The organism is Azospirillum sp. NS33 (genome assembly GCF_059703765.1).
Genome location: NZ_BAAKJB010000008.1, coordinates 49,892 through 74,649 on the forward strand (window position 1 = coordinate 49,892; position 24,758 = coordinate 74,649).

Below are 24,758 nucleotides of genomic sequence, written 5' to 3' on the forward strand. Positions count from 1 at the left end.
GCTTAGGAGCGAATGAACCATGGCCCGCATGAAGTTCCTGTGTGACGCGGACCGTTGCATCGAGTGCAACGCCTGCGTCACCGCCTGCAAGAACGAGAACGAGGTGCCCTGGGGCATCAACCGGCGCCGCGTCGTCACCCTGAACGACGGCCAGCCCGGCGAGCGCTCCATCTCGGTCGCCTGCATGCACTGCTCCGACGCGCCGTGCATGGCCGTCTGTCCGGTCGACTGCTTCTACCAGAGCGCCGAGGGCGTGGTCCTGCACAACAAGGACCTGTGCATCGGCTGCGGCTACTGCTTCTACGCCTGCCCCTTCGGGGCGCCGCAGTACCCGCAGGCCGGCAATTTCGGCTCCCGTGGCAAGATGGACAAGTGCACCTTCTGCTCGGGCGGCCCGGAGGCCGACGGCACCGACGCCGAGTTCAAGAAGTATGGCCGCAACCGCCTGGCCGAGGGCAAGCTGCCGCTGTGCGCGGAAATGTGCTCGACCAAGGCGCTGCTGGCCGGTGACGGCGACATGGTGTCCGACATCTACCGCGAGCGCGTGGTCGCCCGCGGCTTCGGCGCCGGCGCCTGGGGCTGGGGCACCGCCTACCAGATGAAGGCGGGGTCCTGACGCCCGATGGGGTGCGGGGGGCTTCCGTCCCGGTCCGCCGGGCCGGGAGCCCCCCACCTTCGTGATTTCCGATGATGAGGCAGTGCCCCGCGCATGACCGACAGACCTGTCCGCCGCCTGTCCCTGTCCCTTGCCCTGCTTCTCGGGGGCACCCTTCTGGCGGGATGCGACGAGAACGAGCAGGACCGGGCGCTCCAGTTCGAGAAGGGGTCCTACTCCGGCCGGCCCGACACGCCGCTCAGCGAGGAGCAGCGCGACGAGCTGCGCGCGCGCACCCACATCCAGAGTTTCTGAGAGGCCGTCCAGACGATGCGCATCCAGGGAGGTAGCGAGACATGACGTCCTGGTTCAAGACGGCGCTGGCCGTGCTGCTGGTGGCGGGCTCGGTCGCCGCGCTGCCGGCGTCGCCGGCGTCGGCGCAGTCCTCGTCGATCCGCCTCGAGGGCGGGCCGCCCCCGCCCCCGCCGGCCACCCAGGCCCCCGGCCAGGACGTCACCGACATGTGGCGGGCGATCCGCCAGGGCGAGGACGGCGTCACCACGGCGCGCGGTCCCAACGCCGGCATGCTGGTCCAGTCCGAGGGCGAGCTGTGGCGCAGCGTGCGCAACGGTCCCGTCGCCACCTACGGGGCGTGGGCGATCGGCGGGGTGGTCGCCATTCTGGCGCTGTTCTTCCTGCTGCGCGGGCGCATCCGCATCGACGGGCCGAAGACCGGCCGCACCATCGAGCGATTCAACACGCTGGAGCGGGCCGGCCACTGGCTGACCGCCGGCAGCTTCATCGTCCTGGCGGTGACCGGCCTCAACGTGTTGTACGGGCGCTACACCCTGCTGCCGCTGATCGGGCCGGAGCCGTTCTCCCTGCTCACCGCCTGGGGCAAGAGCGCGCACAACTTCCTGGGCTTCGCCTTCATGCTGGGGGTCGTCATGATCTTCCTGGCGTGGGTGCGCCACAATCTGCCGGACCGCACGGACATCAAGTGGATGCTGTGCGCCGGCGGCCTGTTCTCCCGCGGAGTCCACCCCCCGGCCAAGAAGTTCAACGCGGGTCAGAAGCTGGTGTTCTGGTCGACGGTGGGCGGCGGCGTGGTGCTCGGCTTCACCGGCGTGCAGCTCCTGTTCCCGCTCTATTTCGGCAGCCTGGCCGACATGCAGCTCTACCAGGTCATCCACGCCGCCACGGCGCTGCTGCTCGCCGCCGTCATCATCGGCCACATCTACATCGGCTCGATCGGCATGGAGGGCGCCTTCGCCGCCATGGGCAGCGGCCAGGTGGAGGAGCAGTGGGCGCGCGAACACCACGCCCTGTGGGTGGCCGAGGTGAAGGGCGAGCCGCCGCCCGCCGACCACGCCCACCATCCCCGCCCGGGCGCCGCCCCGGCGGAGTAGGGGGGCGCCCCCGGCGGGGGGTGTCCTACGCCTCGACCCAGGCGATGCGCAGGATGTTGGTGTTGCCCGGCGTGCCGAAGGGGACGCCGGCGGTGATCACCAGCCGCTGCCCCTCCAGGGCCAGACCGTCGTCGTAGGCGGTCTTGACCGCCTTCAGCACCATTTCCGAAAAGTTCTGGATGTCCTCGGTGTGGACGGGATGGACGGCGAAGGCCAGCACCAGCCGGCGCGCCGTTTCGCGGCTCGACGTCAGGCACAGGATCGGCACCTCCGGCCGCTCGCGGGCGGCGCGCAGGGTGGTCGATCCCGAGGTGGTGTAGGTGACGATGGCCGCGGCCTGGATGGTGTGCGCGACCTGGGTGGCGGCGGCGGTGATGGCGTCGGCCGCGGTGTGCTCCGGCTCCGGGCGCTGGGCGCTGACGATGGTGCGGTAGAGCGGGTCGTTTTCCACCCGGCGTGCGATGCGGTCCATCATCGACACCGCCTCGGCAGGGTAGGCGCCGGCCGCCGTCTCGGCCGACAGCATCACCGCGTCGGCGCCGTCGTAGACGGCGGTCGCCACGTCCGACGCCTCGGCCCGGGTCGGCGCGGGGGCCGAGATCATCGATTCCAGCATCTGCGTGGCGACGATCACCGGCTTCCCCGCGGCACGGGATTCGCGGATGATGCGCTTCTGGATGGTCGGCACGTCCTCGGCCGGCATCTCCACCCCGAGGTCGCCGCGCGCCACCATGATGCCGTCGGACATCTCGACGATGGCGTCGAGGTGATCGATGGCCGACGGCTTCTCCAGCTTGCACAGCAGGGCGGCACGCCCGGCCACCAGGCGCCGGCCCTCGGCCACGTCCTCGGGGCGCTGCACGAAGGACAGGGCGACCCAGTCGACCCCCTGCTCCAGCGCGAAGGCGAGGTCGACGCGGTCCTTCTCCGTCAGCGGCGACAGCGGCAGCACGACACCAGGCACGTTCACCCCCTTGCGGTCGGACAGGCGGCTGCCGCTGATCACCAGGGTGTCGGCGTGATCGCTGCCACAGCTCTCGACCTTCAGGCGGACCTTGCCGTCGTCCAGCAGGAGTTCGGCGCCCGGCTCCAGGGCGGCGAAGATCTCCGGGTGGGGCAGGCCGACGCGGGTGTGGTCGCCCGGCTCCAGCGACAGGTCGAGCCGGAAGCGCTGCCCGGCCTCCAGGCTGATCGGCCCCTCGGCGAAGCGGGCGATGCGCAGCTTGGGTCCCTGCAGGTCGGCCATCACGGCGATGGGCCGGCCGGTCTCCTCCTCCAGGGCACGGATGGTGGCCAGCCGCTCGCCGTGGTCCTGGTGGGAGCCGTGGGAGAAGTTGAGGCGGAAGACGTCGACCCCGGCCTCGAAGAGGGCGCGGATCATCTCCGGCGAGGAGGAGGCGGGGCCCAGCGTGGCGACGATCTTCGTCCGGCGGAAGCGGCGGAACGGGCTGCCTGTGGGTGTCATCGGGAATCCTGAGCGCAGTTCCGGAAGGGGCGGGTCAGCGCCAGCGCGCCGGCCGAGGAAGAATGCGGGCCATGATCGTGTGTGCGGTCACGGAAGAACGGCGCGCGCCGACGCCCGGCCGCGCAAAACACGTGAAGCGCCGACCGGCGAAAGTCAACCGCGCGGCGGCGGGGCGGCGGTTCGCGGCCGGCGACCTGTGTTCCGCCGACCACTCCGGCCACGCTCAAGCGGCCGGAGGGGCCTCGTCGGCCAAGGCTTTTGGCAGTTTGAAGACAATGTCCTCGTGCGCCGTGCGCACCTCGTCGATGGTGACGGCGAATCGCTCGCGGGCGGCGGCGATCACCTCTTCGACCAGCACCTCCGGCGCGGAGGCCCCGGCGGTGATGCCGAGGCGGCGGACGTCGGCCAGCGCCGTCCAGTCGACGTCGGCGGCGCGCTGGACGAGCTGGGCGCGGGAGCAGCCGGCGCCTTTGGCGACCTCCACCAGGCGCTTGGAATTGGACGAGTTGGGGGCGCCCAGCACCAGCACCGCGTCGACCCCCGGGGCGATCGCCCGCACCGCCTGCTGGCGGTTGGTGGTGGCGTAGCAGATGTCCTCGCGCCGCGGCCCGGCGATCGCCGGGAAGCGGGCCTGAAGCGCCGCCAGGATGCCGGCGGTCTCCTCCACCGACAAGGTGGTCTGGGTGGCGTAGGCGAGGCGCTGCGGATCGTCGACGGCGAGGGTGGCGACGTCCTCCACCGTCTCCACCAGCACCACGCTGCCGTCGGGCAGCTGGCCCATGGTGCCGACCACCTCGGGGTGGCCGGCGTGGCCGATCAGCACCACCTGACGGCCCTCCAGGTGGTGGCGCTCCGCCTCGCGGTGCACCTTGCTGACCAGCGGGCAGGTGGCGTCGAGATAGAACAGGCCGCGGCGCGTCGCCTCGGCCGGCACCGCCTTGGGCACGCCGTGGGCCGAGAACACCACGGGCACGCCGTCGGGCACCTGGTCGAGCTCGTCGACGAAGACCGCGCCCTTGGCCTCCAGGCTCTCCACCACGAAGCGGTTGTGGACGATCTCGTGGCGGACGTAGACGGGGGCGCCGAAGCGCTCCAGCGCCGTCTCGACGATCTGGATGGCGCGGTCGACGCCGGCGCAGAAGCCGCGCGGCGCGGCGAGGAGGATGGTCAGGGGCGCCTTGGTCATGCCGGGTTCCGTCGCTTGGGCCGACGGCGCGCGTGCCGGCGGCGGGTGTGCGGATGGCGGAGGTGCGCGCACGGCGGTCGCCCGCCGCTTGTGCGCCTGCGGCCGCTTCTCTACAGTCCGCGGCTGCGGCCGCTTCTCTAGAGTCGCGGCCCACAGCACGCAACCACGAATTCGGGCACCCGCATGACTCCGCGCCGCGACCGTAATATAGGAACCCCCGCCGGGAAAAGCTTCGCCATCGCCGCGCTGGCGGCCGGGGTCCTGGCGTTGGCCGGCTGCTCAGGGCTCGGTGAGTCCGACACGCCGGCCGACCTGGCGCTGGCCTGCCCGACCGTGTCGATCATCGGCAGCCTGCACGAGGTCACCCAGTTCCGCGCCGGTGGGCGCGACCTGACCGACGTCGCCGCCCGCGCCGCCCTGGTCGATTTCTCCGGCAACTGCGAGTACGACAGCAAGGGCGTGACGGTGAACGTCACCGTCGCCTTCCTGGCCGAGCGTGGGCCGGCCCTCGACGGCGACACCGCCACGTTTCCCTACTTCATCGCCGTGATGCGCCCCGGCGAAGCGGAGCCGGCGACGAAGGCGATCTACGAGACCACGCTCGCCTTCGAGTCGGGTGCGGCGCGGGTGTCCGCGTCCGAGGAGGTCGCCGTCGCCATCCCCGTGGGGGCGGACGCCAACGCCAAGGACTGGCAGGTGGTGCTGGGCTTCCAGATGACGCCGGACCAGCTCCAGTACAACCGCGCCGTCTTCGGCCGCTGACCGGGCTGCGGGCCGTCTACAGCACGGCCCGCAGCATCAGCGGCAGGGCGGCGAGGCTGATCAGGGTCGACAGCACGATCATCGCCGCCACCTCGTTCGCCGGGCCGCCGTAGCGCACGGCGAACAGGTGGCTGAAGACCGCGACCGGCATGGCGCATTGCAGGACCAGGGCGCCGGCCGCCGCATGGTCCAGCCCGGCCAGCCGCGCCGCGGCGAGGCCGACGCCGAACCCCATGCCGACCCGCAGCGCCGACAGCAGCAGCGGCCGCCACAGGGTCTGCACGGACAGGGTGGCGAGCGATGCCCCCAGCATCATCAGCATGACCGGCACCGCCATGCCGCCGAGGATGCGCGCCACCTCGGCGATCCAGCCGGGCAGCGGCGTGCCGGTGCCGAGCAGCCCGAGCGCCACGGCGAAGGCCCAGATCGCCGGGGTGGTCAGCAGGGTGCGCAGCGCCATGGTGCCGGAGGCCAGCCCCATGCCCACGGTGAGGTGGGCGATCTGCACCAGGGTCGAGAAGGCGACGGCGTAGGGCATCGCTGGCTCGCCCAGGGCGAAGAAGACGATGGGCAGACCGAGGTTCCCGGTGTTGGGCAGCATCAGCGCCGGCAGGTAGCGCCGCACCGTCACGCCCATCGCCAGCAGCGCCGCCGTGCCGATGGCCGCGAAGGCGGTGAGCGCCAGGGCACCGGCCGCCAGCATCTCCAGGAGCGACGCCAGGGTCACCGGGGAGCGCGTCAGCGACGAGAGCAGCAGCGCCGGCACGCCGACCGTCGTGACCAGCGCCGACAGGGTGGCCGAGTCGAAGGGCTGGCGCAGCCGCACCCAGCCATAGCCGATGCCGGCGATGGCGAAGACAGGCAGCAGGATGGCGAGAAGCTGGTCGAGCATGGCAGCGCGCATTCCTGCGCCGGCGCGCGGAAAAAAGGAAGGGGCAGGCGGCACAATCGGCCGAGTACATATGGATTATTGGCCCTAAGCCGGGGGTGTGCTAAACGTCCGGTCGTCTCTCTGGACCGAACCACACGCTCAAGGTACGATAGCGATGATGAATGATCGCTCCGCGGTCCTCGACCGCATCCAGCCCGGAGACGTGGTGCTGGACATCGGCGCCTGGAACGACATTTTCCCCCGCGCCGACTGGATCATCGACCTTGCGCCCTACGAGACGCGGCGCAACCACACCGGGGAGGCGGAGAACTTCTCCGCGGACACCTGGGTCATCGGCGACGTCAACAGCCCGGAGGTGTGGAGCCGGTTTCCCGACAAGTTCTTCGACTGCGTGATCTGCTCGCACCTGCTGGAGGACGTCCGCGACCCCCTCTTCGTGTGCCGGCAGCTCAACCGTGTGGCCAAGCGAGGCTACATCGAGGTGCCGACGCGGTTCCGCGAGTGCGCCCGGTCCCACCCCCTGGAAACGGGCAGCGGCTACGATCACCACCGCTGGATCGTCGACATCGTGGACGGCGACCTCGCCTTCACCGCCAAGCTGCACTGGGCCAGCACCATCGACTACCTGCCGCCGGCGCTGCGCCCGCACTTCCACGACTTCAAGGTGCAGTTCATCTCCTACTTCTGGGAGGGCAGCTTCGGCTTCCACGAGCGCATCCCGAAGGGGGAGCTGAACGAGGGCGCGAACATCCTGTTCTACTACGACACCTTCGACGTGGTCGCCTTCTCCAACCTCCACGAGATCCGCGACGGCCAGGCGCACAGCGCGGTGCCGGCGGGGGCGACCTTGTGGACCAGCGAGTTCCTGCTGCCGATGGAGGAGGCCGGGGTGGCGGAGCGGTACTGGCGCCTCTACGAGGACCGCCTGCTGGCCATCGGCATGGCGCCGACCCGGCAGCGCACCGACGTGCAGCTTCCCGCCGTGACCCCGCCCGCCGCGCCCCGCCGCCGCCTGGTGGACCGTCTGCGGCGGCCGCGCCCCCCGGCGGAGCCCGTCCGCTCCGCCGACTGACCATGCCCGGCGCCGCGTCCGAATTCGGCAATCGGGGGTGCCCGATTGCCGAAATCCGTGCGACCACGCTGTCAGGTGACGCGGATAATCGCCAGAAATGTCCAGGACGGATTCGCCGCGATCGAGGCCGTTGTGCCATTCTGGTGATGGCAGTGGAGCTCGATGTAATCGCCCGAACCGTCCAGGTATATCACGTCGTGAACGAGTGAATTGAACAAGCCGGCGGTTGCAGCACTGCCGGCTCGGCAGACGGAGACGATGTTCCCGTTCTTCGCGATCCCGGCGGCGACGTTGGTGTCGACGCCAAGATTCATGGAGACCGCCCCAGTAACGGAATAAAAGCCGGCGGCCTCAGCGCGAAACCGATGGGTCACAGCGTCGAAACCCTCACCGACGTCGAAGTCGGTGGCCGTCAGTTTCACCTTCGTCCAGGCGCCGCTGGGAACCCCGGCCTGGTTCACGTTGTTCAGGTGCGCGCGGCAGGCGGTGCCGGCTGCCGCCGGCGGCGTGAGGTCACACAGCGCACGCTCATCGACGATCAGATCATTGGTGACGGTGGTGGTGGTGCTCTCCAGGAACACGCGGGCCACCGGCAGTGTGCCGGCGGGAATCGCCGGCGGCGTCAGGCTGTCGGGCGTGCCGGCGACGACCTGCGCGGCGCCGTTCGAGCGGTCGACGACCACGCGGTCGATGCGGAAGCCCGACGACGGAGTGAGCACGGCGTCCGCGTGCCCTGTGGAGACCAGTTCTTCGGCGGTCCGGTCGTCGAAACCGGCAAGCGGCCGGTGGTGGAACCAGAGGATGGCCCTGTCCGTGTCGCCGCCCAGCAGGTCGGACGCTGCGGCGATGACCCGCGCCACGTCGCCTTTCCAGGATTTGTGCCGAAGGGTGCTGGGCATGGAAGTTCCTGCGTGCATGGTGTGCAGGACGTCGATCGATCCTGCACACCATGCACGGGTGGGCGTGGAGAAGACAAGCCGGAGGTCGATCAGCCGATGCGCTGTGCCGTCAGGTAGGTGCGGGCGGGATTGCCGCTGAACGTGGGCGTGCCCCCGCCGATTTGGGCGCCGTAGAGCTCGACGTAGTCTGACACGCCGTCGAGTTGGACGATGTCACTGATCCAGCAGCACCAGTTTCCGATATTGGGCGCTGCACAGGACGCTGCGGCGGTCTCCGCCCCGCTCTTGTAGACGGCGGCGACCACATGGCCCTGCTCCGACATGACTGCGGTCACCAGCCCGTTGATCAGGTAGTTCCCGGGGGTCGACGGCTTGAAGCGGTGGTTGGCGGCGTCGAAGCCGTCTCCAACGTCGATAGAGGCGGTGGTCAAAGTCACCTTTGTCAGGGTCTGGGCGGGGAATCCCGTCTGGTTCGTGCCGCCGAGCGAGGCCCTGCAGACCACCGTCTGCGGGATAGGCGCCAGGTCACACAGCGCACGCTCATCGACGATCAGATCATTGGTGACGGTGGTGGTGGTGCTCTCCAGGAACACGCGGGCCACCGGCAGTGTGCCGGCGGGAATCGCCGGCGGCGTCAGGCTGTCGGGCGTGCCGGCGACGACCTGCGCGGCGCCATTCGAGCGGTCGACGACCACGCGGTCGATGCGGAAGCCCGACGACGGAGGAACCAGGGCCGGCGTGGATTGGGCGTTGACCTCGGTCAGGTCGGTGCCGGCGAGAAGGTGTCCCGGGTCGAGGGCCACCGTCATGTTGGGCGACACCTGGGCATGGGGAGCGAAGGGGCCGACGATGCGCTGGGCGACGGCCCAGTTGGCGGTGCTCTGGGACAGGTTGGTGGGATTGAAACTCTGGACCGGCATGACTGAAGTCCTTCCGACTGGAGAGAATAGATGTGGGAATGGAGCCGGTTGCGGCGGCGCCACACCGCTCGGCCGGCAAGGAAAGGACTATCAGCCTATGGCGCAGAACGCAACAGAAAAGTTTCCTAGTTAGGAACAGGGACCTATCCGTTGTTCGCCCACCGGAAGCCCGGATTGACAAACCCGCCGGGCCGGGTAGCTTAAACCCCACGCTGACGATCCCTCGCGGGAGAGACCGCCGCGGCGCCTGACGGTCCCTGGACCGGGAGGCACCGGCCGGGCGGCGCCGAAGGAGCAACCGCCCCGGAAACTCTCAGGCAAATGGACCGCGCGGGAAAGGCGCTCTGGAAAGCAGGTTCCCGGCCGTCCGCGGCCGGGGCCTCACCGAAGGAGTAAGCCGGTGAAGCGGGCCCCGGGCCCGGCCGGTGAATCTCTCAGGTCCAAGACAGAGGGGGCCCCCAATCCGCGCAGCCCCTGCGCGGAGGGCAAACCTGTCGGAGGATCGTGTGACCCAGGCGCCGGAGTCCCTCAAGACCACCCCCCTCAACGCCCTGCACCGCGAGCTGGGCGGCAAGATGGTGCCCTTCGCCGGCTACGACATGCCGGTGCAGTTTCCCATGGGCATCCTCAAGGAGCATCAGCACACCCGGGCCCGCGCCGGCCTGTTCGACGTCTCGCACATGGGCCAGGTGCGGCTCACCGGCGACGACCCGGCGGCCGCGCTGGAGGCCCTGGTGCCCGGCGACATCCGCGGCCTGAAGCCGGGGCGGATGCGCTACACCCTGTTCCTGGACGAGCGCGGCGGCATCCTCGACGACCTCATGGTGACCAACGCCGGCGACCACCTGTTCCTGGTCGTCAACGCCGCCCGCAAGGCGCACGACGTCGCCCATCTGCGCGCCGGCCTGGCCGGGCGCGCCGAGGTGCAGACGCTGGACGACGCCGCGCTGATGGCGCTGCAGGGGCCGGACGCGGCGGGGGTGCTGGCGCGCTTCGTGCCCGAGGCCGCCACCATGCGCTTCATGAGCTACCTGCCCGCCACCGTCGACGGGGTGCCGGTGCTGCTGACCCGCTCCGGCTACACCGGAGAGGACGGCTACGAGATCTCCTGCGCCGCCGCCGACGCCGAGGCCATCGCCCGCACCCTGCTGGCCGAGCCCGAGGTCGAGGCCATCGGCCTCGGTGCCCGCGATTCGCTGCGCCTGGAGGCCGGGCTGTGCCTCTACGGCCACGACATCACCGAGGAGACCACGCCGGTCGAGGCGGCGCTGGAATGGACGCTGTCGAAGCGCCGCCGCCAGGAGGCCGACTTCCCCGGCGCCGCGGTGATCCTCGACCAGCTCGCCACCGGCGCGGCGCGCCGGCGCGTCGGCCTGCGCCCCGAGGGCCGGCAGCCGGCCCGCGAGGGAGCCGGCGTCGTCGACGCGGACGGCACCAGCATCGGCACGGTCACCAGCGGCGGCTTCGGCCCCACGACCAACGGCCCGGTCGCCATGGGCTACGTCGACGCGGGCCACGCCGCCGTCGGTACGGCGGTCGGCCTGATGGTGCGCGGCAAGCCGCTGGGCGCCCAGGTGGCGGCCATGCCGTTCGTGCCGCAGCGCTACCACCGCGGCTGAACGCCGCCCGAAACACACGCATCGACACACACGCTTTTTCCGGAGGGGATGGGATGAGCACGGTCAAGTACACCAAGGACCACGAGTGGATCCGCGTCGAGGGCGACGTCGGCACGGTCGGCATCAGCGACTACGCCCAGAGCCAGCTCGGCGACGTCGTCTTCGTCGAGGTGCCGGAGCCCGGCCGCACCCTGGCCAGGGGCGCCGAGAGCGCCGTCGTCGAGTCGGTCAAGGCGGCCAGCGAGGTCTACGCCCCGGTGTCGGGCGAGGTGACCGAGGGCAACGCCGCCCTGGTCGAGGACCCGTCGCTGGTCAACTCCGCGGCCGAGGGCGAGGGCTGGTTCTACCGGCTGCGCCTCAGCGATCCGGCCGAGCTGGACGGGCTGATGGACGAGGCCGCCTACAAGGACTTCGTGGAGGGGCAGCACTGATGCGCTACCTGCCCCTGACCGACGCCGACCGGCGGGCGATGCTCGACACGGTGGGCGCCGGGTCGGTCGACGCGCTGTTCCGCGACGTGCCGGAGGCGGCCCGCCTCGCCGGCCCCATCGAGGGGCTGCCCGCCCACATGGGGGAACTGGAGGTCGAGCGGGCGCTGTCCGCGATGGCCGGGCGCAACGTGCCGGCCGGCAGCGTGCCCTCGTTCCTGGGGGCCGGAGCGTACCGCCACCACGTCCCGGCCAGCGTCGACTACCTGATCCAGCGCGGTGAGTTCCTCACCGCCTACACGCCCTACCAGCCGGAGATCAGCCAGGGCACCTTGCAGGTGCTGTTCGAGTTCCAGACCCAGGTGGCGCTGCTCACCGCCATGGACGCGGCCAACGCCTCCATGTACGACGGCGCCACCGCGTGTGCCGAGGCGGTGATGATGGCCAACCGCCTGACCCGCCGCAAGAAGGCGGTGCTGTCCGGCGGGCTCCACCCGCACTACCGCGACACCACCACCACCGACGCCCGCTTCATCGGCTTCGAGACGGTGGTGATGCCGGCCGCGCCGACCGGCGGCGAGGACCTGGCGGGCCGGGTCGACGACGACACGTCCTGCGTGGTCGTCCAGAACCCCGACGTGTTCGGCCACGTCCGGGACCACAGCGACCTCGCCGCCCTGTGCCAGGCCAAGGGGGCGCTGCTGATCGTCGTCGTCACCGAGGCGCTGTCGCTGGGTCTGCTGACCCCGCCCGGCGAGATGGGCGCCGACATCGTCGCCGCCGAGGGCCAGTCCCTGGGCAACCCGCTGGGCTTCGGCGGGCCCTATGTCGGGCTGTTCGCGGTGAAGGACAAATACGTCCGGCAGATGCCGGGCCGCCTGTGCGGCCAGACGGTGGACGCCGACGGGCGGCGCGGCTTCGTGCTGACCCTGTCGACGCGCGAGCAGCACATCCGCCGCGAGAAGGCCACATCCAACATCTGCACCAACTCCGGACTGTGCGCGCTGGCCTTCTCCATCCACCTCGCGCTGCTGGGCGAGGAGGGGGTGACCCGGCTGGCCCGCCTCAACCACGCCGCCGCCGTGCGGCTGGCCGACCGGCTGGCCGGGGTGCCCGGGGTGGAGGTGTTGAACGACGGCTTCTTCAACGAGTTCACGGTGCGTCTGGCCAAGCCGGCGGCCGCGGTGGTCGACGCCCTGGCGGCGCGCGGCGTGCTGGCCGGCGTTCCGGTGTCGCGGCTGTTCGCCGGCGACCACCCCGACCTCCTGCTGGTGGCCGCCACCGAGACCACCACCGACACCGACATGGACGCCCTGGCGAACGGCCTGGCCGAGGTGCTGCGATGACGATGAACGCCCAGGGGCGGCCGACCGCCGCCCACCCCCACCCCGGCGCCGGTCCGACCGAGACCGTGACCGGCAACCGCGGCCTCCAGATGGAGGAGGCGCTGATCTTCGAGCAGGACTCGCCCGGCCTCAGCGGCGTCGACCTGCCGCAGCCGGCCGACCGGCCGCTGCGCCTGGGCGCCGTGGCGCCGCGCGGCGCCATCGGCCTGCCCGGCCTGTCGGAGCCCCAGGTGGTGCGCCACTACACCCGGCTGTCGCAGAAGAACTACGCGATCGACAGCGGCCTCTACCCGCTGGGCTCGTGCACCATGAAGCACAACCCGCGCCTCAACGAGAAGATGGCGCGGCTTCCCGGCTTCTCCGACCTCCACCCGCTGCAGCCCACGGCCACCGTGCAGGGGGCGCTGGAGCTGATGGACACGCTGGCCCACTGGCTGAAGACCCTGACCGGCATGCCGGCCGTCACCCTGGCCCCGGCCGCCGGCGCCCACGGCGAGATGTGCGGCATGATGGCCATCCGCGCCGCGCTGGAGCACCGCGGCGAGACCGGACGCCGGCGCGTCCTGGTGCCGGAGAGCGCCCACGGCACCAATCCGGCCACCGCCGCGGCGCTGGGGTTCACCGTCGACCCCGTGCCCGGCGCGCCGGACGGCCGGGTCGACACCGCGGCGCTGACCGCCAAGCTGGGGCCGGACGTGGCTGGCATCATGCTGACCAACCCCAACACCTGCGGCCTGTTCGAGCGCGACATCCGCACCATCGCCGAGGCGGTGCACGCGGCGGGCGCCTACTTCTATTGCGACGGCGCCAACTTCAACGCCATCGTCGGCCGGGTGAGGCCGGCCGACCTCGGCGTCGACGCCATGCACATCAACCTGCACAAGACCTTCTCCACCCCCCACGGCGGCGGCGGACCGGGCTCCGGCCCGGTGGTCTTCTCCGCGGCCCTGGCGCCCTTCGTGCCGGTGCCCTACGTGGTCCACGACGGCGACGGCTTCCGCCTGGTGGAGGAGGCCGGCGCCGGGACGGGCGCCGGGACGGGCGACGGCGACGGCGCCGCCTTCGGCCGCATGAAGGCGTTCCACGGGCAGATGGGGATGTTCGTGCGGGCGCTGGCCTACATGATGAGCCACGGCGCCGACGGGCTGCGGCAGGCGTCGGGTGACGCCGTGCTCAACGCCAACTACGTCATGGCGCGGCTCGCCGACGTGATGACGGCGTCGTTCGAGGGGCCGTGCATGCACGAGTGCCTGTTCGACGACCGCTTCCTCAAGGGCACCGGGGTGACCACCCTCGACATCGCCAAGGCGCTGATCGACGAGGGGTTCCATCCCATGACCATGTACTTCCCCCTGGTCGTCCACGGCGCGCTGCTGATCGAGCCGACGGAGACGGAGTCCAAGGCCGGCCTCGACGGCTTCGTCGATGCCCTGCGGGCCCTGGCGGAGCGGGCCAAGGGCGGCGACGCCGCGTGGTTCCAGGCCGCCCCGCGGCTGACCCCGCGCCGCCGCCTCGACGAGACCACGGCGGCGCGCAAGCCGGTGCTGCGGTGGCGCGCGGCCGGGTGAGGCGGGGCCGGACGGGCCGCCCATGAAGAAGCGGTCCGTCCTGATCGCCGGCCACTCCACCAGCGTGTCCTTGGAGGAGGAGTTCTGGGAGGCCCTGCGGGTCATCGCCGAGGCGCGTGGCGTGTCCCTGAACGCGCTGGTGGAGGAGATCGACGCCGGACGCGGCGGCAACCTGTCCAGCGCCATCCGCGTCCACGTGCTGCGCCATTTCCGCGCCCGGGCGACGGCCGTTCCGGGGGGGGGCGCGGGGTAGCCGGCCGGCCGGGGGGCCTCAGCGCTGTTCGGCGGCCGGCCCCGGCCGCTCGGCCACCGTCGTCTGGGCGGCGCGTTCCGCCACCAGATCGGAGCAGCGCTCGCGCCGCTGGCTCAGATAGGCCTCGCGCATGCGGGTGAAATCGTCGAAGGGCATCGCCTTGGCCCGCGGGTCGATCTGGCGGGTCGCGGCGATGTCGGCGACGATCTCGATGCCCTCCACCACCAGGATGGTCTCCAGCCCCGAGCCCGCCGGCATCAGCGGCATGAACATGGAGTAGAGCACGGCGTTGGTGATGAGCACGTCGACCACGCCGTCGCGCAGGGTGCGCGGCCCGATGAAGGGGATCACCAGGTACGGCCCCTCCGCCACGCCATGGGCGCACAGTGCCAAGCCGAGGTCGGTGTGGTAGGGCTCCAGCCCCCAGCCGCTGGCCACGTCGTAGAAGCCCAGCAACCCCACCGTGCTGTTGACGGCGAACCGCCCGGCCGAGCGGGCCATCGCCCCGCCGTCGCCGGAGACGGCGGCGGCAAGGAACGACATCGGCTCGTTGACGACGTTGGAGGCCATGTGGCCGATGCCGGTCAGCAGCGCCGACGGCGCGGCCGGCGCCGGCTCCGCGGCCTCGGCGGTGGGCTGCGGGGCCGGCTCCGGCGCGGCGTCGGCCGCGCCGGGCTGGCCGTTCAGCGCGCTGTAGACCCACTGGTTGAAGGTGAAGACGTAGCGGCTGTAGGTGTCGAGCCACTCCCGCTCCTCGTAGGGCGGGCGGTCGCGGAAGGCGTCCCACTCCGCCCGGGCGGGCGCGGCGGCGGCAACCAGGGCGGACGCCGCGACCGCCACGAGCAGCAGCCTCGCCGGCAGTCGGCGCAGGGCGGCGCCCACTAGGCGTACGCCTTGTCGTCGTTGGCCCGGATAAGACCCTTGATGGTCCGGTAGAGGCTCCAGACCACCACGGCGGCGAGCAGGAGCCAGCCCACCAGGAAGATGGTGGTGATGCCGCCGACGATGCCGACCAGAAGGCCGATCCAGAACACCGAGATCTGGTTGCGGAAATGGGATTCGAAGAGGGTTCCGGCGGCGTCGCCCTTCTTCACGTGGGCGATGATGACGCCGATGACGCTGGTGAACCCGACGAACAGGGACGCGATGTAGAGGCCGTAGACGATCATCACCATCGTCTTCAGGCGCCGTTCCTCGGCCGTGAGCTCGCCGGGGAGCCGGGCGGAGCCGGTGGCGTTGACGTCGGTGGGCATGGCTGCTGTCCCTTGTGGTGCATCCCGCGGCCCAGTGTACCCGGGCACTCCGGCGAGGGAACAGGAAATCCCCGGCCGCGGCGGATGGCGGGCCGGCGCGGCGGCGCGGAGCGGCTTGCCAGCCGGGGGCGGCGGGGCTACACGGGGATCCCGTCTCCGTTCGCCGCCGGGAGGGCCGAGCCCCGTGCCTGCATCGCTGCCCGCCGACATCACCGCGCTCGACGTCTTCGCCTTCGCCTGGTTCTTCGGCGTCTGGGTGCTGTTCAACCTGTGGCAGGACCACCTGCTGCACGGCCGCGGCACCCTGAACCAGCACATGAAGGTGCTGCGGCGCCATTGGATGGAGCGCATGCTGGAGCGCGAGAACCGCATCATGGACTCGACCCTGGTCGGGCACACCATGCAGAGCTGCACCTTCTTCGCCTCCACCACCATGCTGGTGATGGCCGGGCTGATCGGCTCGTTCGGCGCCATCGACCTGGCCCACGGCATCGTCGGCGAGCTGAGCTTCGCGGTGCGGGTGTCGCGGGAGTTCTTCGAGATCAAGATGCTGACCCTGATCGGCATCTTCACCTTCGCCTTCTTCAAGTTCACCTGGGCGCTGCGCCAGTACAACTACGTCTGCGCGCTGATGGGCGCCGCACCGCTGCCGCCGCTGCCCGGGGACGAGCGGGCGGGGATGGCGGTCCATCTGTCCAAATCGATGACGCTGGCGGTGACCGCCTTCAACGGAGGCCTCCGCGCGTACTACTTCGCCCTGGCGGCGCTCGGCTGGGTGTTCGGCCCAATCCCCTTCGCGGTCGGCAGCGCCGCCGTGGTCGCCATCCTGGTGCGCCGCCAGGTGCTCTCGGGCACGGAGGTGGCGATCCGTGCCCAGACCGACGCCCTGGAGGAGCGGGGCAAGGGGGGGCCGCGGTAGGGACGCGCTGGCCGGCCCGGCGCCGGCCGGCGCGGCGCGGTCAGCGCCGCAGCGTCTTGCCGCCGCGGCCGCCCAGCGCGGCGTTGGCGCGGGTGAAATAGGCGAAGTCGCGGCTGGGGTGGCCGTAGAGGAACCCCTGGGCGTAGCCGACGCCGAGATCGACCAGCAGCTGGGCGTGGTCCGGCTCCTCCACCTGTTCGCCGACCAGGGCGAGGCCGAGCTGGCGGCAGACGTCGACCATGGAGCGCAGCATGGCCATGTCCCGCGGGTTGCCGGCGGCGCCGCGCACGAACGAGCCGTCGATCTTGGCGAAGTCGACCTGCAGCCCGTAGAGCGACTGGAACGAGGTGGAGCCGGCACCGACGTCGTCGAGGCAGATCCGGTAGCCCTCCTGGCGCAGCGTCTGCAGCACCCCGTTCAATCGGGCGATGTCGGTGACCACGACGGTCTCCGTCACCTCGATCAGCAACTTGCGGGCGAGCTCGCCGTAGGGTTGCGTCACCGCCTGGAACTGGGTGAGGAACAGCGGGCTCATCAGCGTCTTGGCCGAGAGGTTGATGGCGACGTCGGGCAGCCGCGTCTCCTTCTGGTGGGCGCGCAGGGTGTCGAGCACCGACTGGGTCAGCAGCAGGTCGAAGTCGTGGATCAGGCCGACATCCTCGGCGAAGGTGATGAAGTCGATGGGGGACGCCATGCCGTCGACCCGGGTCAGCGCCTCGAGGTGGTGGACCGCGCCGGTGTCCAGCGCGACGATGGGCTGGTAGACGACCGCGAACTCGCGCTTCTCGATGGTGGCGCGCAGGCGGGTGATGCGCTCCACGGCACCCGACATCATGCGCTTGGCCCCGTCCTCCAGGCTGGCGATGGTGAATTCGCCGCTCTGGGCGGTGGCGAACGCCTGCACGGTGTAGACCAGGGCCCGCGCGGCGTCGCCGGCGTCCAGCGGGCTGTGGTCGAGGTCCATGTCCCAGGTGCGGACGCCGCCCCCCAGGGCGCCCCCGGCCTCGGCGACGATGCGGGCGATGTGGTTCTGCACCTCCTGGCTGTCGACATCGCAGGCGTGGACGATGCCGAAGCGGTCGGCGGCGAGCTGCCCGGCGCTTTCGCCGTCGGCCGAGATGCCGCGCAGATAGGCGTCGATGCCCTGGCGGACCTCCGCCGCGGCGCCCGCGGGGAGGGTGTCGACCATCGCCTGAAGCCCTTCGACCAGCAGCAGGGTCAGGCCGTGGTCGAGTCCCTTCTCCCGGGCCCGCACGATGCGGTCCTCCAGCACCGACAGGAAGCCGTGGCCGTCCAGCAGCTGCCCGTCGGACGACGCCGCGGCCTGGGGGCCGTGCGGCCCGGACGCCAGCAGCACGGTGAGGAACAGGGAGCCGGGGCAGGAGTCGAGTCGGCAGCCGCCGAGCAGGGCGGGGAAGCGGTGCCCATCCACGCCCTCGAAGATCACCCGGGCGGGCTTGATCCGGGTCCGCTCCACCACGCGGTCGAGCAGCACGCGCAGGTACCGGCGGTCGCTGACCGCGACCAGCTCGGCCAGGTTGCGGCCCACCAGGGTGGCGACGTCGCCGTGGGTCAGGCGGCAGCGCGCGCCGGCGCAGAACAGGATGGTGCCCTGCCCGTCGGTCTCGATCAGCAGGTCGGCGGCGGCGAAGGCGAAGCCGACGAAGCGGTCGCGGTCGCGGTTGGACGGCACCGCGGCGGCCCGGCGCTCCGTGGCCCGGGGCGGGCGGGGCGGGCGGGCGGCGGTCGGGTCCATGCTGGGTGCCAAGGGGTCCATGCCGCACGCCGGAAGGTTCATCGGAGAGGAACGGGAACCGCCCGGTCGCGGCGATTTCCTTCAAATGCGAGAGTAGCCGGGAAGTCCGGGGGAAAAAAGCGGGAAGGCGCCGGTGGGGCTCAGCGCCGGCGCGGTGCCACCCGGTTGACGTGGCCCATCTTGCGCCCCGGCCGCGCCTCGGCCTTGCCGTAGAGGTGGAGGCGGGCGTCCGGCTCGGCCAGGATCGCCGCCCAGCGCTCCACGCCGTCGCCGATCAGGTTCTCCATCTCCGCGTCCATCAGGGCCTCGGTGGGCCCCAGGGGCAGGGCGCAGACGGCGCGCACGAACTGCTCGAACTGGCTGGTGGCGCAGGCGTCCATGGTCCAGTGGCCGGAGTTGTGGGGACGCGGCGCCATCTCGTTGACCAGCACCCGGCCGTCGGCGGTGACGAACATCTCCACCGCCAGCAGGCCGACCACGCCCAGCGCCTCGGCCAGCCGGGCGGCGACCCGCTCGGCCTCGGCCGCCGTGTCCGGGGCCACGCGGGCGGGGGCCAGGGTGCGGTCGAGGATGCCGTTCCTGTGGATGTTCTCCACCGTCGGAAAGGCCGCCATGGCACCGTCGGGGCGGCGGGCGACGATCACCGAGACCTCGCAGGCGAAGTCGACGAAGCCCTCGACGATGCAGGAGTCGGAGCCGACGGCGGCCCACGCCGCGGCCGGGTCGGTGCCGGCGTCGATCCGCGCCTGGCCCTTGCCGTCGTAGCCCAGCCGGTTCGACTTGACGACGCAGCGCGGCCCGATCGCGGCGCGGGCGCGGGCCAGGTCGTCCGGCCCGGTCGCCGCCCGCCAGGGGGCCGTGGCGATGCCCAGCCCGTTGGCGAAGGTCTTCTCGGCGACCCGGTCCTGGGTCACCGCCAGCACCCCGGCGCCAGGGCGCACCGGCACCAGGGCGGCCAGGAATTCCACGGTGTCGACGGGGATGTTCTCCCATTCCAGGGTGACCACGTCGACGGCGGCGGCGAAGGCCGCCAGGGCGGCGCGGTCGTCCCAGGCGGCGCAGGTCGCCGCGGCGGCCACCTGGGCGCACGGGCTGTCCGCCGCGTCCGGGGCGTAGACGTGCACCCGGTAGCCCAGGCGCGCGGCGGCCAGCGCGGTCATCCGGCCGAGCTGGCCGGCACCCAGCATGCCGATGGTGGAGCCGGGAGCGAGCATCGGGCTACGGCGCCTCGTCGCTGGGGGCCTCGGCCACCGCGGCGGTCTGGCGGGCCCGCCAGGCGTCCAGCGCCGCGGCGACGGCCTCGTCCTGGAGGGCGATGACCGCGCCGGCCAGCAGGGCGGCGTTGATCGCGCCGGCCTTGCCGATGGCGAGCGTGCCGACCGGCACGCCGCCCGGCATCTGGACGATGGACAGGAGGCTGTCCATGCCCTTCAGCGCGTGGCTCTCGATGGGCACCCCGAACACCGGCAGGGGCGTCATGGAGGCCGCCATGCCCGGCAGGTGGGCGGCGCCGCCGGCCCCGGCGATGACCACCTTCAGGCCGCGGCCGCGGGCGGTGCCGGCGTACTCCACCAGGCGCTGCGGCGTGCGGTGGGCGGAGACGATGCGCACCTCGTGGGGGACGCCCAGAACCGCGAGGGTGTCGGCGGCGTGCTTCATGGTCGGCCAGTCCGACTGGCTGCCCATGATGATGCCGACCAGCGGCGCGGCGGCGGGCGGGGATTCGGCGGACACGCGTCGTGGCTTCCCAAAGGGTTCCGGAAAGCGGCGCATTATAGGAAGCGGCGCGCCGGAGTCCAGCCGCTACGTGGCGGCGCCCGGCCGGTTCAGCCCGGCGCCGCGTCCGACGCCACGCCCGGCGCGTGCCCATCCGCCGCCGTCCGCTGGCGGGCCGCCCGCTGCTGGGCCGCCAGCGCGGTGAGGCCGAGGTCGTGGAGGATGGCGTAGAAGGCGGGCACGACGAAGACGATCAGCAGGGTCGCCGCCAGCAGGCCGAAGGCGATCGAGGTGATCAGCGGGATCAGGGTCTGCGCCTGCAGGCTGGTTTCGAACAGCATGGGGAACAGGCCGGCGAGCGTGGTCGCGGTGGTCAGCAGGATGGCGCGGAAGCGCGACGCCGCGGCGCGCGACGCGGCGACCGCGATGTCGGGCTCGTCCGGGCGGTGATGGTCCTTCATGAACTCGATCATCAGGATCGAGCCGTTGACGACGATGCCCGCCAGCGACACGGTGCCGAGCACGCTGGGCATGGCGAAGTTGATGCCCATGACCAGGTGGCCCAGCACCGCGCCGGTCAGCGCGAAGGGGATCACCACCATCACCGCCACCGGCTCGGCGTAGCTGCGGAACTGGAAGCTCAGCAGCAGGAAGATGCCGATCACGCCGATGGCCAGGCCGCGCACCATGGACGCCTGCGTCTCCGCGGCGTTGCGCGTCGCCCCCTCGACCGTGATGGTCAGTCCGGGATGGCGCGCTTCCAGCTCGGGCAGGAAGCGCGCCCGGGTGTCCTTGACGATCTCCGCGGCGTTGGCGACGGCGGTGTCGACGTCGCCCTCCACGGTCACGGTCGGGCGCCCGTCGATGCGGCGGATGCGGGCGTGGCCGCGGCCCTCGGCGATCTCCGCCACGGCGCTCAGCGGCACGTGGCCGCCGCCGGGCGTCAGGATGACGAAGCGGTCGAAGTCGTCGACGCCGTCGCGGTCGCCGAGATCCGCCCGCACGTCCACCTCGAAGGATTCGCCGCCCACCTGGATCTCGTCCGCGATGGTGCCCTGGAAGGCGGCGCGGATCTGGCCGGCCACCGCCTGGGCGTCGAGGCCGAGGCTGCCGGCGCCGTCGCGCAGGCGGATGCGCAGCTCGCGCTGGCCCGGGTTGAGGTCGTCGCCGACGTTGACGACGCCCTGGTAGCGCTCCAGCCACGCCTTCAGCTCGTCGGCGGCGCGGTCCAGCGCGGCGGTGTCGTCGCCGGCCAGCCGGAACTCCAGGGGCCGCCCCGCCGGCCCCAGCACCGCCTCGGTCAGGTTGACCCGCGTCGCCGCCAGGTCGGCGGGCAGGGCGGACCGCCACGCCCCCAGGATGGTGGCGTTGTCGACGCCGCGGACCTCGGCGTTCAGCAGGTCGACGACCACCGTCGCCAGGTGCGGGCCGACGGTGCCGGCGTCCTCGTTCTCGTTGAAGCGCACCAGCACGCCGCGGATCACCGGCTGGCCGCCGGGCTCGGCGGCGGTCCAGTCCGCGGCCAGGGCCTCCAGCGGCGCCACGACGCGGCGCACCGCCGCCTCGGTGTCGGCCAGGGTCGCGCTGGGCGGCATCTGGATGCGCGCCTCCAGCACGTCGCCGTCGAGATCGGGGAACGCCTCGAACTTGACGCCGCCGCCGGCCATCACCGCCAGCGCCACCAGGAAGACCAGGGCACCGACCCCCAGGGTCAGGTAGCGCCAGCGCACCGCGGCGAGCGCCGACGGAGCCACCAGCCGGTCGCGTGCCCACGCCACCGCGGCTTCGGCGGCGCGGGCCGCCCGGCCCGGCGCCGCCGGCGCGCCGTGGCTGAGATGGTTGGGAAGGATGAGGAAGGCCTCGACCAGCGAGAAGGTCAGCACCACCACCATGACCACCGGGATCACCCGCAGCAGCTCGCCCAGATCGCCCGCCAGGAAGGCCAGCGGCGCGAAGATGGCGGCGGTGGTGAGGAAGGAGTAGGCGACGCCGGAGGCGACTTCGCGGGTGCCGTCGACCGCCGCGTCGATCGGCGTCTTGCCGCGGGCGCGATGGCTGGCGATGTTCTCCGACAGGACGATGGCGTCGTCCATCAGGATGCCGATGACGATCAGCAGCCCGACCATGGTCAGCATGTTGAGGGAATAGCCCAGCGCCGCCATGACGGCGATGGCGCCGAGGAACGAGGTGGGCAGGCCCATGGCGATCCAGAAGGCCTGGCGCGCGCCGAAGAACAGCCACATCGTGGCGAACACCAGGGCCAGGCCCTGCAGCGCGTTGGACACCAGCAGGTCGAGGCGGTCGGCGACGATGGAGGAGACGTCCCTGGAGATGGTGAGGTCCACCCCCGGCGGCGCGGTGGCGCGCTCGGCGTCGAGGAAGGCCTGGATCGCCGCCATGACGTCGAGGGAATCGTCGTTGGCCGTCTTGGAGACGTTGAGCACCGCGGCCGGCCGGCCGTTGTAGACGGTCTTGACCTCGTCGTCCTCGAATCGATCGGTGATGGTGGCGATGTCGCCCAGGCGGATCTGACCACCCAGCTCGCCCGACACGACCACCAGGTCGCGGTAGGCGTCGAGGGTCAGCCGCTCGTCGGTGAAGCGCAGCCGCACCAGCCCGTCGGCCGCCTCGATCTCGCCGGCGGGCAGGTCGACGTTCTGGCGTTCCACGGCGGCGGCCACGTCGGCGAGGCTGACGCCGAGCCGGCGGGCCATCACCTCGGGGATCTCGATGCGCACCTGGCGGTCGGAGAAGCCGGTGATGTCGACCTTGGGAATGCCGCCCCAGCGCAGCATCCGCGTCTTGACGTCCTCGGCCAGCGCCTTGAGGTCGGTCGGGCGCGCCGGCCCGCTGACCACCAGGGAGGCCACGAACTCGGTGCGGCCGCGCTGGGTGACGATGGGCGTCTCCACGATGTCGGGAAAGTCGTCGATGCCGTCGATGGCGGTGCGGATGTCGGACAGGAACTGGTCGAGGTCGCGGCCCGCCACCATCTCCGCCGAGGCCACGGCGCGGTTGGCGCGGGCGTCGCAGATCACCTCGGCGAGGTTCTCGGTGCCCTCCACCGCGTCCTCGATGCGCCGGCAGACGGTGCGCTCGACGTCCTCGGGGCTGGCCCCGGGGTAGCGCACGCTGATCTCCACCTCGCGCGGCTCGATCCGCGGAAAGGTCTCGCGGCGCAGCGTCGGCAGGGTCAGCAGCCCCAGCGCGAAGAACATCAGCATCAGGATGTTCGCGGCGGTGGGGTGGCCGGCGAAGTAGCGGATCATCGCGCCGTCCCCCCACCCGCGGCGACGGCCTGCAGGCGTTGCGCCCGCTCGTCGTCCGGCACCGCGGTCAGGCGCTGGCCGGGCAGGGCGGGAACGATCTCGCTGACCACCACCCGGTCGCCCGCCGCCAGCCCCTCGGCGATCACCGCGGCGTCGCGGAAGGTGTAGGCGACGCGGACCTTGCGCGCCTGCAGCCGCTCGTCGTCACCGATCACATGGACCAGGCCGTCGCTCACCGCGGCGCGGGGCACCACCAGGCTGCCGGCGACCGCCCCGCCCCGCACCTCGACCTCGACGAACATCCCCTTGATGAGGGGCGGCCGCTCGCCCGGCACGACGCCGGCATAGGGGTCGTCGACGGTGACGATGACGCCGACCGTGCGGGTCCGCGGGTCGACCGTGTCGCTGATCCGGGTGACGCGCCCCCGCCACTCGATGGCGCCCTCGCCGACCCGCAGCCGCACGGTGGCGGGCAGTTGCAGCCGCCCGCCCACGTCCTCGGTGGTGACGTGCACCGCCCCGCCCGGCGCCGCCCCGCCCGGCGCCGCCCCGCCCGGCGCCGTGGCGCCGAGGGCGACCAGCCGGCCGAAGTCGCGCATGTCGGTCTGCGGGATCTGCACGTCGACCTCGGCGGCCCCGGTGCCGTCGATGGTGCCGAGCACGGTGCCGACGGCGACGAACTGGGTCGACTCGACGTTGGCCGCGGCGACCCGCCCGGCGAAGGGGGTGCGGATGACGGTGCGCTCCAGGTTCAGCTCGGCGATCCGGCGGTTGGCCGCGTTCAGCGCCTTCTGCTGCTCCAGCGCCCGCAGCTTCGACGGGACCAGGGCCAGGCTGTTCTCCAGGTCCTGGATCTTCGCCCGCTGGCGCAGCACCTCGCCCTGCTTCTGGTCGACGGTGGCCGCCGAGGCCGAGCCGCGGCCCAGCAGCGTGCGCTGGCGCTCCAGGTCCTGGAGCTCGAGCTGCAGGGCCTGCCGCTCGATCTCCAGCGACAGGGAGGTGGCCTCGGCGGTGGCCTGCAACTCGGCGATGTTGGCCTCGGTGGCGCCGATGTTGGCGTCGGCCTGGGCGATGGCCAGGGTGAAATCGTCGGGGGCGATGCGGGCGACCGCCGTGCCCTTCTCCACGAAGGCGCCGCGGACGAACTCCGGCGCCACCTCCTCGAGCCGGCCCCCGACCTGGGCCACGGCGGTCCAGGTGCGGGCCGGCGCCACGGTGCCGTAGCCGACCACCCGCGGCACGAAGGCGGTGGGCTCCACCGTGATGTAGCGGGCGACCACCGTGCGCTCCTGCGCGGCGACCTGGGCCGGCGCCGGGCGGTTGGCCGCGGCGACGGCGACCAGCGCGACGCCGGCGGCCAGGGGTGGAAGGATCAGCAGCGTGCGCAGAACCGACATGGATGCCCCCGGGTGGACCCGCCTCGTGCCCGGG

At 72.0% G+C, this 24,758-nt stretch carries 23 protein-coding genes and 2 riboswitches; of the genes, 11 read left to right on the forward strand and 12 right to left on the reverse strand.

Annotation, left to right across the window (positions count from 1 at the left end):
- Positions 1-19: 19 nt before the first annotated feature.
- The 3 genes from fdh3B (at position 20) to AC6H2I_RS09455 (ending at position 2,004) form a co-directional block, all read left to right on the forward strand.
- Positions 20-616 (forward strand): formate dehydrogenase FDH3 subunit beta, encoded by a 597-nt coding sequence (fdh3B, locus tag AC6H2I_RS09445; protein ID WP_497500359.1) that lies wholly within the window; start codon positions 20-22, stop codon positions 614-616.
- Between the two features lie 93 nt (positions 617-709).
- Positions 710-910, forward strand: coding sequence for a hypothetical protein (locus AC6H2I_RS09450; protein WP_497500360.1), 201 nt, complete (start codon positions 710-712; stop codon positions 908-910).
- A gap of 41 nt (positions 911-951) precedes the next feature.
- Positions 952-2,004, forward strand: coding sequence for a formate dehydrogenase subunit gamma (locus AC6H2I_RS09455; RefSeq protein WP_497500361.1), 1,053 nt, complete (start codon positions 952-954; stop codon positions 2,002-2,004).
- A gap of 25 nt (positions 2,005-2,029) precedes the next feature.
- On the opposite strand, the gene pyk is transcribed toward AC6H2I_RS09455, so the two are convergent.
- Both pyk and ispH read right to left on the reverse strand, forming a co-directional pair.
- The gene (gene pyk / locus AC6H2I_RS09460; RefSeq protein ID WP_497500362.1) at positions 2,030-3,469 is read right to left on the reverse strand and encodes a pyruvate kinase; all 1,440 of its coding nucleotides are present in this window, start codon (positions 3,467-3,469) and stop codon (positions 2,030-2,032) included.
- Positions 3,470-3,692: 223 nt separating this feature from the next.
- Positions 3,693-4,655, reverse strand: a complete 963-nt coding sequence (gene ispH, locus AC6H2I_RS09465; protein ID WP_497500363.1) for a 4-hydroxy-3-methylbut-2-enyl diphosphate reductase — start codon at positions 4,653-4,655, stop codon at positions 3,693-3,695.
- 183 nt (positions 4,656-4,838) lie between these two features.
- Here ispH and AC6H2I_RS09470 point away from each other — a divergent pair, with 183 nt between their 5' ends.
- Positions 4,839-5,417 carry a hypothetical protein gene (locus tag AC6H2I_RS09470; RefSeq protein WP_497500364.1) on the forward strand — a complete coding sequence of 193 codons (579 nt, stop codon included), beginning with the start codon at positions 4,839-4,841 and terminating at the stop codon, positions 5,415-5,417.
- Between the two features lie 16 nt (positions 5,418-5,433).
- On the opposite strand, the gene AC6H2I_RS09475 is transcribed toward AC6H2I_RS09470, so the two are convergent.
- Positions 5,434-6,309 (reverse strand): AEC family transporter, encoded by an 876-nt coding sequence (locus AC6H2I_RS09475; RefSeq protein ID WP_497500365.1) that lies wholly within the window; start codon positions 6,307-6,309, stop codon positions 5,434-5,436.
- Positions 6,310-6,463: 154 nt separating this feature from the next.
- Here AC6H2I_RS09475 and AC6H2I_RS09480 point away from each other — a divergent pair, with 154 nt between their 5' ends.
- On the forward strand, positions 6,464-7,381 hold the full coding sequence (locus tag AC6H2I_RS09480) for a class I SAM-dependent methyltransferase (RefSeq protein ID WP_497500366.1): 918 nt from the start codon (positions 6,464-6,466) through the stop codon (positions 7,379-7,381).
- 71 nt (positions 7,382-7,452) lie between these two features.
- Here AC6H2I_RS09480 and AC6H2I_RS09485 read toward each other — a convergent pair whose 3' ends face one another.
- Positions 7,453-8,280, reverse strand: a complete 828-nt coding sequence (locus AC6H2I_RS09485) for a hypothetical protein (RefSeq protein WP_497500367.1) — start codon at positions 8,278-8,280, stop codon at positions 7,453-7,455.
- 89 nt (positions 8,281-8,369) lie between these two features.
- A complete protein-coding gene (locus tag AC6H2I_RS09490) occupies positions 8,370-9,200 on the reverse strand; it encodes a hypothetical protein (RefSeq protein WP_497500368.1) in 831 nt (276 codons plus the stop codon).
- Between the two features lie 216 nt (positions 9,201-9,416).
- Positions 9,417-9,539: riboswitch (glycine riboswitch) on the forward strand.
- Positions 9,540-9,542: 3 nt separating this feature from the next.
- Positions 9,543-9,651: riboswitch (glycine riboswitch) on the forward strand.
- A gap of 55 nt (positions 9,652-9,706) precedes the next feature.
- Here AC6H2I_RS09490 and gcvT point away from each other — a divergent pair.
- From gcvT to AC6H2I_RS09515, 5 genes are read left to right on the forward strand one after another with little or no spacing between them, the layout of a single operon-like run.
- Entirely contained in the window at positions 9,707-10,819 is a 1,113-nt protein-coding gene (gcvT, locus tag AC6H2I_RS09495) for a glycine cleavage system aminomethyltransferase GcvT (protein WP_497500369.1), read from the forward strand.
- Positions 10,820-10,872: 53 nt separating this feature from the next.
- On the forward strand, positions 10,873-11,250 hold the full coding sequence (gcvH, locus tag AC6H2I_RS09500) for a glycine cleavage system protein GcvH (protein WP_497500370.1): 378 nt from the start codon (positions 10,873-10,875) through the stop codon (positions 11,248-11,250).
- Positions 11,250-12,593 (forward strand): aminomethyl-transferring glycine dehydrogenase subunit GcvPA, encoded by a 1,344-nt coding sequence (gene gcvPA, locus AC6H2I_RS09505; protein ID WP_497500371.1) that lies wholly within the window; start codon positions 11,250-11,252, stop codon positions 12,591-12,593. The genes gcvH and gcvPA overlap by 1 nt, the downstream gene beginning before the upstream one ends.
- Positions 12,590-14,161, forward strand: coding sequence for an aminomethyl-transferring glycine dehydrogenase subunit GcvPB (gene gcvPB, locus AC6H2I_RS09510; RefSeq protein WP_497500372.1), 1,572 nt, complete (start codon positions 12,590-12,592; stop codon positions 14,159-14,161). The genes gcvPA and gcvPB overlap by 4 nt, the downstream gene beginning before the upstream one ends.
- A 22-nt stretch (positions 14,162-14,183) precedes the next feature.
- Complete coding sequence (locus AC6H2I_RS09515; protein ID WP_497500373.1) at positions 14,184-14,414, forward strand: ribbon-helix-helix domain-containing protein; 231 nt, start codon at positions 14,184-14,186, stop codon at positions 14,412-14,414.
- A gap of 18 nt (positions 14,415-14,432) precedes the next feature.
- Here the strand turns inward: AC6H2I_RS09515 and AC6H2I_RS09520 are convergent, their stop codons facing one another.
- Positions 14,433-15,296, reverse strand: coding sequence for an MlaA family lipoprotein (locus AC6H2I_RS09520; RefSeq protein WP_497500374.1), 864 nt, complete (start codon positions 15,294-15,296; stop codon positions 14,433-14,435).
- Positions 15,296-15,667, reverse strand: a complete 372-nt coding sequence (locus tag AC6H2I_RS09525) for a DUF4870 family protein (protein ID WP_497500375.1) — start codon at positions 15,665-15,667, stop codon at positions 15,296-15,298. The genes AC6H2I_RS09520 and AC6H2I_RS09525 overlap by 1 nt, the downstream gene beginning before the upstream one ends.
- Positions 15,668-15,851: 184 nt before the next feature.
- On the opposite strand from AC6H2I_RS09525, the gene AC6H2I_RS09530 reads away from it, so the two are divergent.
- Positions 15,852-16,586: a DUF599 domain-containing protein gene (locus AC6H2I_RS09530; protein WP_497500376.1), complete on the forward strand. Its 735-nt coding sequence runs from the start codon at positions 15,852-15,854 to the stop codon at positions 16,584-16,586.
- A gap of 40 nt (positions 16,587-16,626) precedes the next feature.
- Here the strand turns inward: AC6H2I_RS09530 and AC6H2I_RS09535 are convergent, their stop codons facing one another.
- The 5 genes from AC6H2I_RS09535 to AC6H2I_RS09555 all read right to left on the reverse strand — a co-directional run bounded on the left by AC6H2I_RS09535 (position 16,627) and on the right by AC6H2I_RS09555 (position 24,724).
- Positions 16,627-18,363: an EAL domain-containing protein gene (locus tag AC6H2I_RS09535; RefSeq protein WP_497500377.1), complete on the reverse strand. Its 1,737-nt coding sequence runs from the start codon at positions 18,361-18,363 to the stop codon at positions 16,627-16,629.
- A 119-nt stretch (positions 18,364-18,482) separates the two neighbouring features.
- Positions 18,483-19,556, reverse strand: a complete 1,074-nt coding sequence (locus AC6H2I_RS09540; RefSeq protein ID WP_497500378.1) for a 5-(carboxyamino)imidazole ribonucleotide synthase — start codon at positions 19,554-19,556, stop codon at positions 18,483-18,485.
- Between the two features lie 4 nt (positions 19,557-19,560).
- A complete protein-coding gene (gene purE / locus AC6H2I_RS09545) occupies positions 19,561-20,028 on the reverse strand; it encodes a 5-(carboxyamino)imidazole ribonucleotide mutase (protein ID WP_497500479.1) in 468 nt (155 codons plus the stop codon).
- Positions 20,029-20,168: 140 nt separating this feature from the next.
- Positions 20,169-23,327 (reverse strand): efflux RND transporter permease subunit, encoded by a 3,159-nt coding sequence (locus AC6H2I_RS09550; RefSeq protein WP_497500379.1) that lies wholly within the window; start codon positions 23,325-23,327, stop codon positions 20,169-20,171.
- Positions 23,324-24,724 (reverse strand): efflux RND transporter periplasmic adaptor subunit, encoded by a 1,401-nt coding sequence (locus AC6H2I_RS09555; RefSeq protein ID WP_497500380.1) that lies wholly within the window; start codon positions 24,722-24,724, stop codon positions 23,324-23,326. The genes AC6H2I_RS09550 and AC6H2I_RS09555 overlap by 4 nt, the downstream gene beginning before the upstream one ends.
- Positions 24,725-24,758: the final 34 nt, after the last annotated feature.

Excerpts from the sequence above, each read along its gene's own strand:
- fdh3B (WP_497500359.1), top strand. The coding sequence starts at position 20 with ATGGCCCGCATGAAGTTCCTGTGTGACGCGGACCGTTGCATCGAGTGC.
- AC6H2I_RS09450 (WP_497500360.1), top strand. The coding sequence starts at position 710 with ATGACCGACAGACCTGTCCGCCGCCTGTCCCTGTCCCTTGCCCTGCTT.
- AC6H2I_RS09455 (WP_497500361.1), top strand. The coding sequence starts at position 952 with ATGACGTCCTGGTTCAAGACGGCGCTGGCCGTGCTGCTGGTGGCGGGC.
- pyk (WP_497500362.1), bottom strand. The coding sequence starts at position 3,469 with ATGACACCCACAGGCAGCCCGTTCCGCCGCTTCCGCCGGACGAAGATC.
- ispH (WP_497500363.1), bottom strand. The coding sequence starts at position 4,655 with ATGACCAAGGCGCCCCTGACCATCCTCCTCGCCGCGCCGCGCGGCTTC.
- AC6H2I_RS09470 (WP_497500364.1), top strand. The coding sequence starts at position 4,839 with ATGACTCCGCGCCGCGACCGTAATATAGGAACCCCCGCCGGGAAAAGC.
- AC6H2I_RS09475 (WP_497500365.1), bottom strand. The coding sequence starts at position 6,309 with ATGCTCGACCAGCTTCTCGCCATCCTGCTGCCTGTCTTCGCCATCGCC.
- AC6H2I_RS09480 (WP_497500366.1), top strand. The coding sequence starts at position 6,464 with ATGATGAATGATCGCTCCGCGGTCCTCGACCGCATCCAGCCCGGAGAC.
- AC6H2I_RS09485 (WP_497500367.1), bottom strand. The coding sequence starts at position 8,280 with ATGCCCAGCACCCTTCGGCACAAATCCTGGAAAGGCGACGTGGCGCGG.
- AC6H2I_RS09490 (WP_497500368.1), bottom strand. The coding sequence starts at position 9,200 with ATGCCGGTCCAGAGTTTCAATCCCACCAACCTGTCCCAGAGCACCGCC.
- gcvH (WP_497500370.1), top strand. The coding sequence starts at position 10,873 with ATGAGCACGGTCAAGTACACCAAGGACCACGAGTGGATCCGCGTCGAG.
- gcvPA (WP_497500371.1), top strand. The coding sequence starts at position 11,250 with ATGCGCTACCTGCCCCTGACCGACGCCGACCGGCGGGCGATGCTCGAC.
- gcvPB (WP_497500372.1), top strand. The coding sequence starts at position 12,590 with ATGACGATGAACGCCCAGGGGCGGCCGACCGCCGCCCACCCCCACCCC.
- AC6H2I_RS09515 (WP_497500373.1), top strand. The coding sequence starts at position 14,184 with ATGAAGAAGCGGTCCGTCCTGATCGCCGGCCACTCCACCAGCGTGTCC.
- AC6H2I_RS09525 (WP_497500375.1), bottom strand. The coding sequence starts at position 15,667 with ATGCCCACCGACGTCAACGCCACCGGCTCCGCCCGGCTCCCCGGCGAG.
- AC6H2I_RS09535 (WP_497500377.1), bottom strand. The coding sequence starts at position 18,363 with ATGGACCCCTTGGCACCCAGCATGGACCCGACCGCCGCCCGCCCGCCC.
- AC6H2I_RS09540 (WP_497500378.1), bottom strand. The coding sequence starts at position 19,556 with ATGCTCGCTCCCGGCTCCACCATCGGCATGCTGGGTGCCGGCCAGCTC.
- purE (WP_497500479.1), bottom strand. The coding sequence starts at position 20,028 with ATGGGCAGCCAGTCGGACTGGCCGACCATGAAGCACGCCGCCGACACC.
- AC6H2I_RS09550 (WP_497500379.1), bottom strand. The coding sequence starts at position 23,327 with ATGATCCGCTACTTCGCCGGCCACCCCACCGCCGCGAACATCCTGATG.
- AC6H2I_RS09555 (WP_497500380.1), bottom strand. The coding sequence starts at position 24,724 with ATGTCGGTTCTGCGCACGCTGCTGATCCTTCCACCCCTGGCCGCCGGC.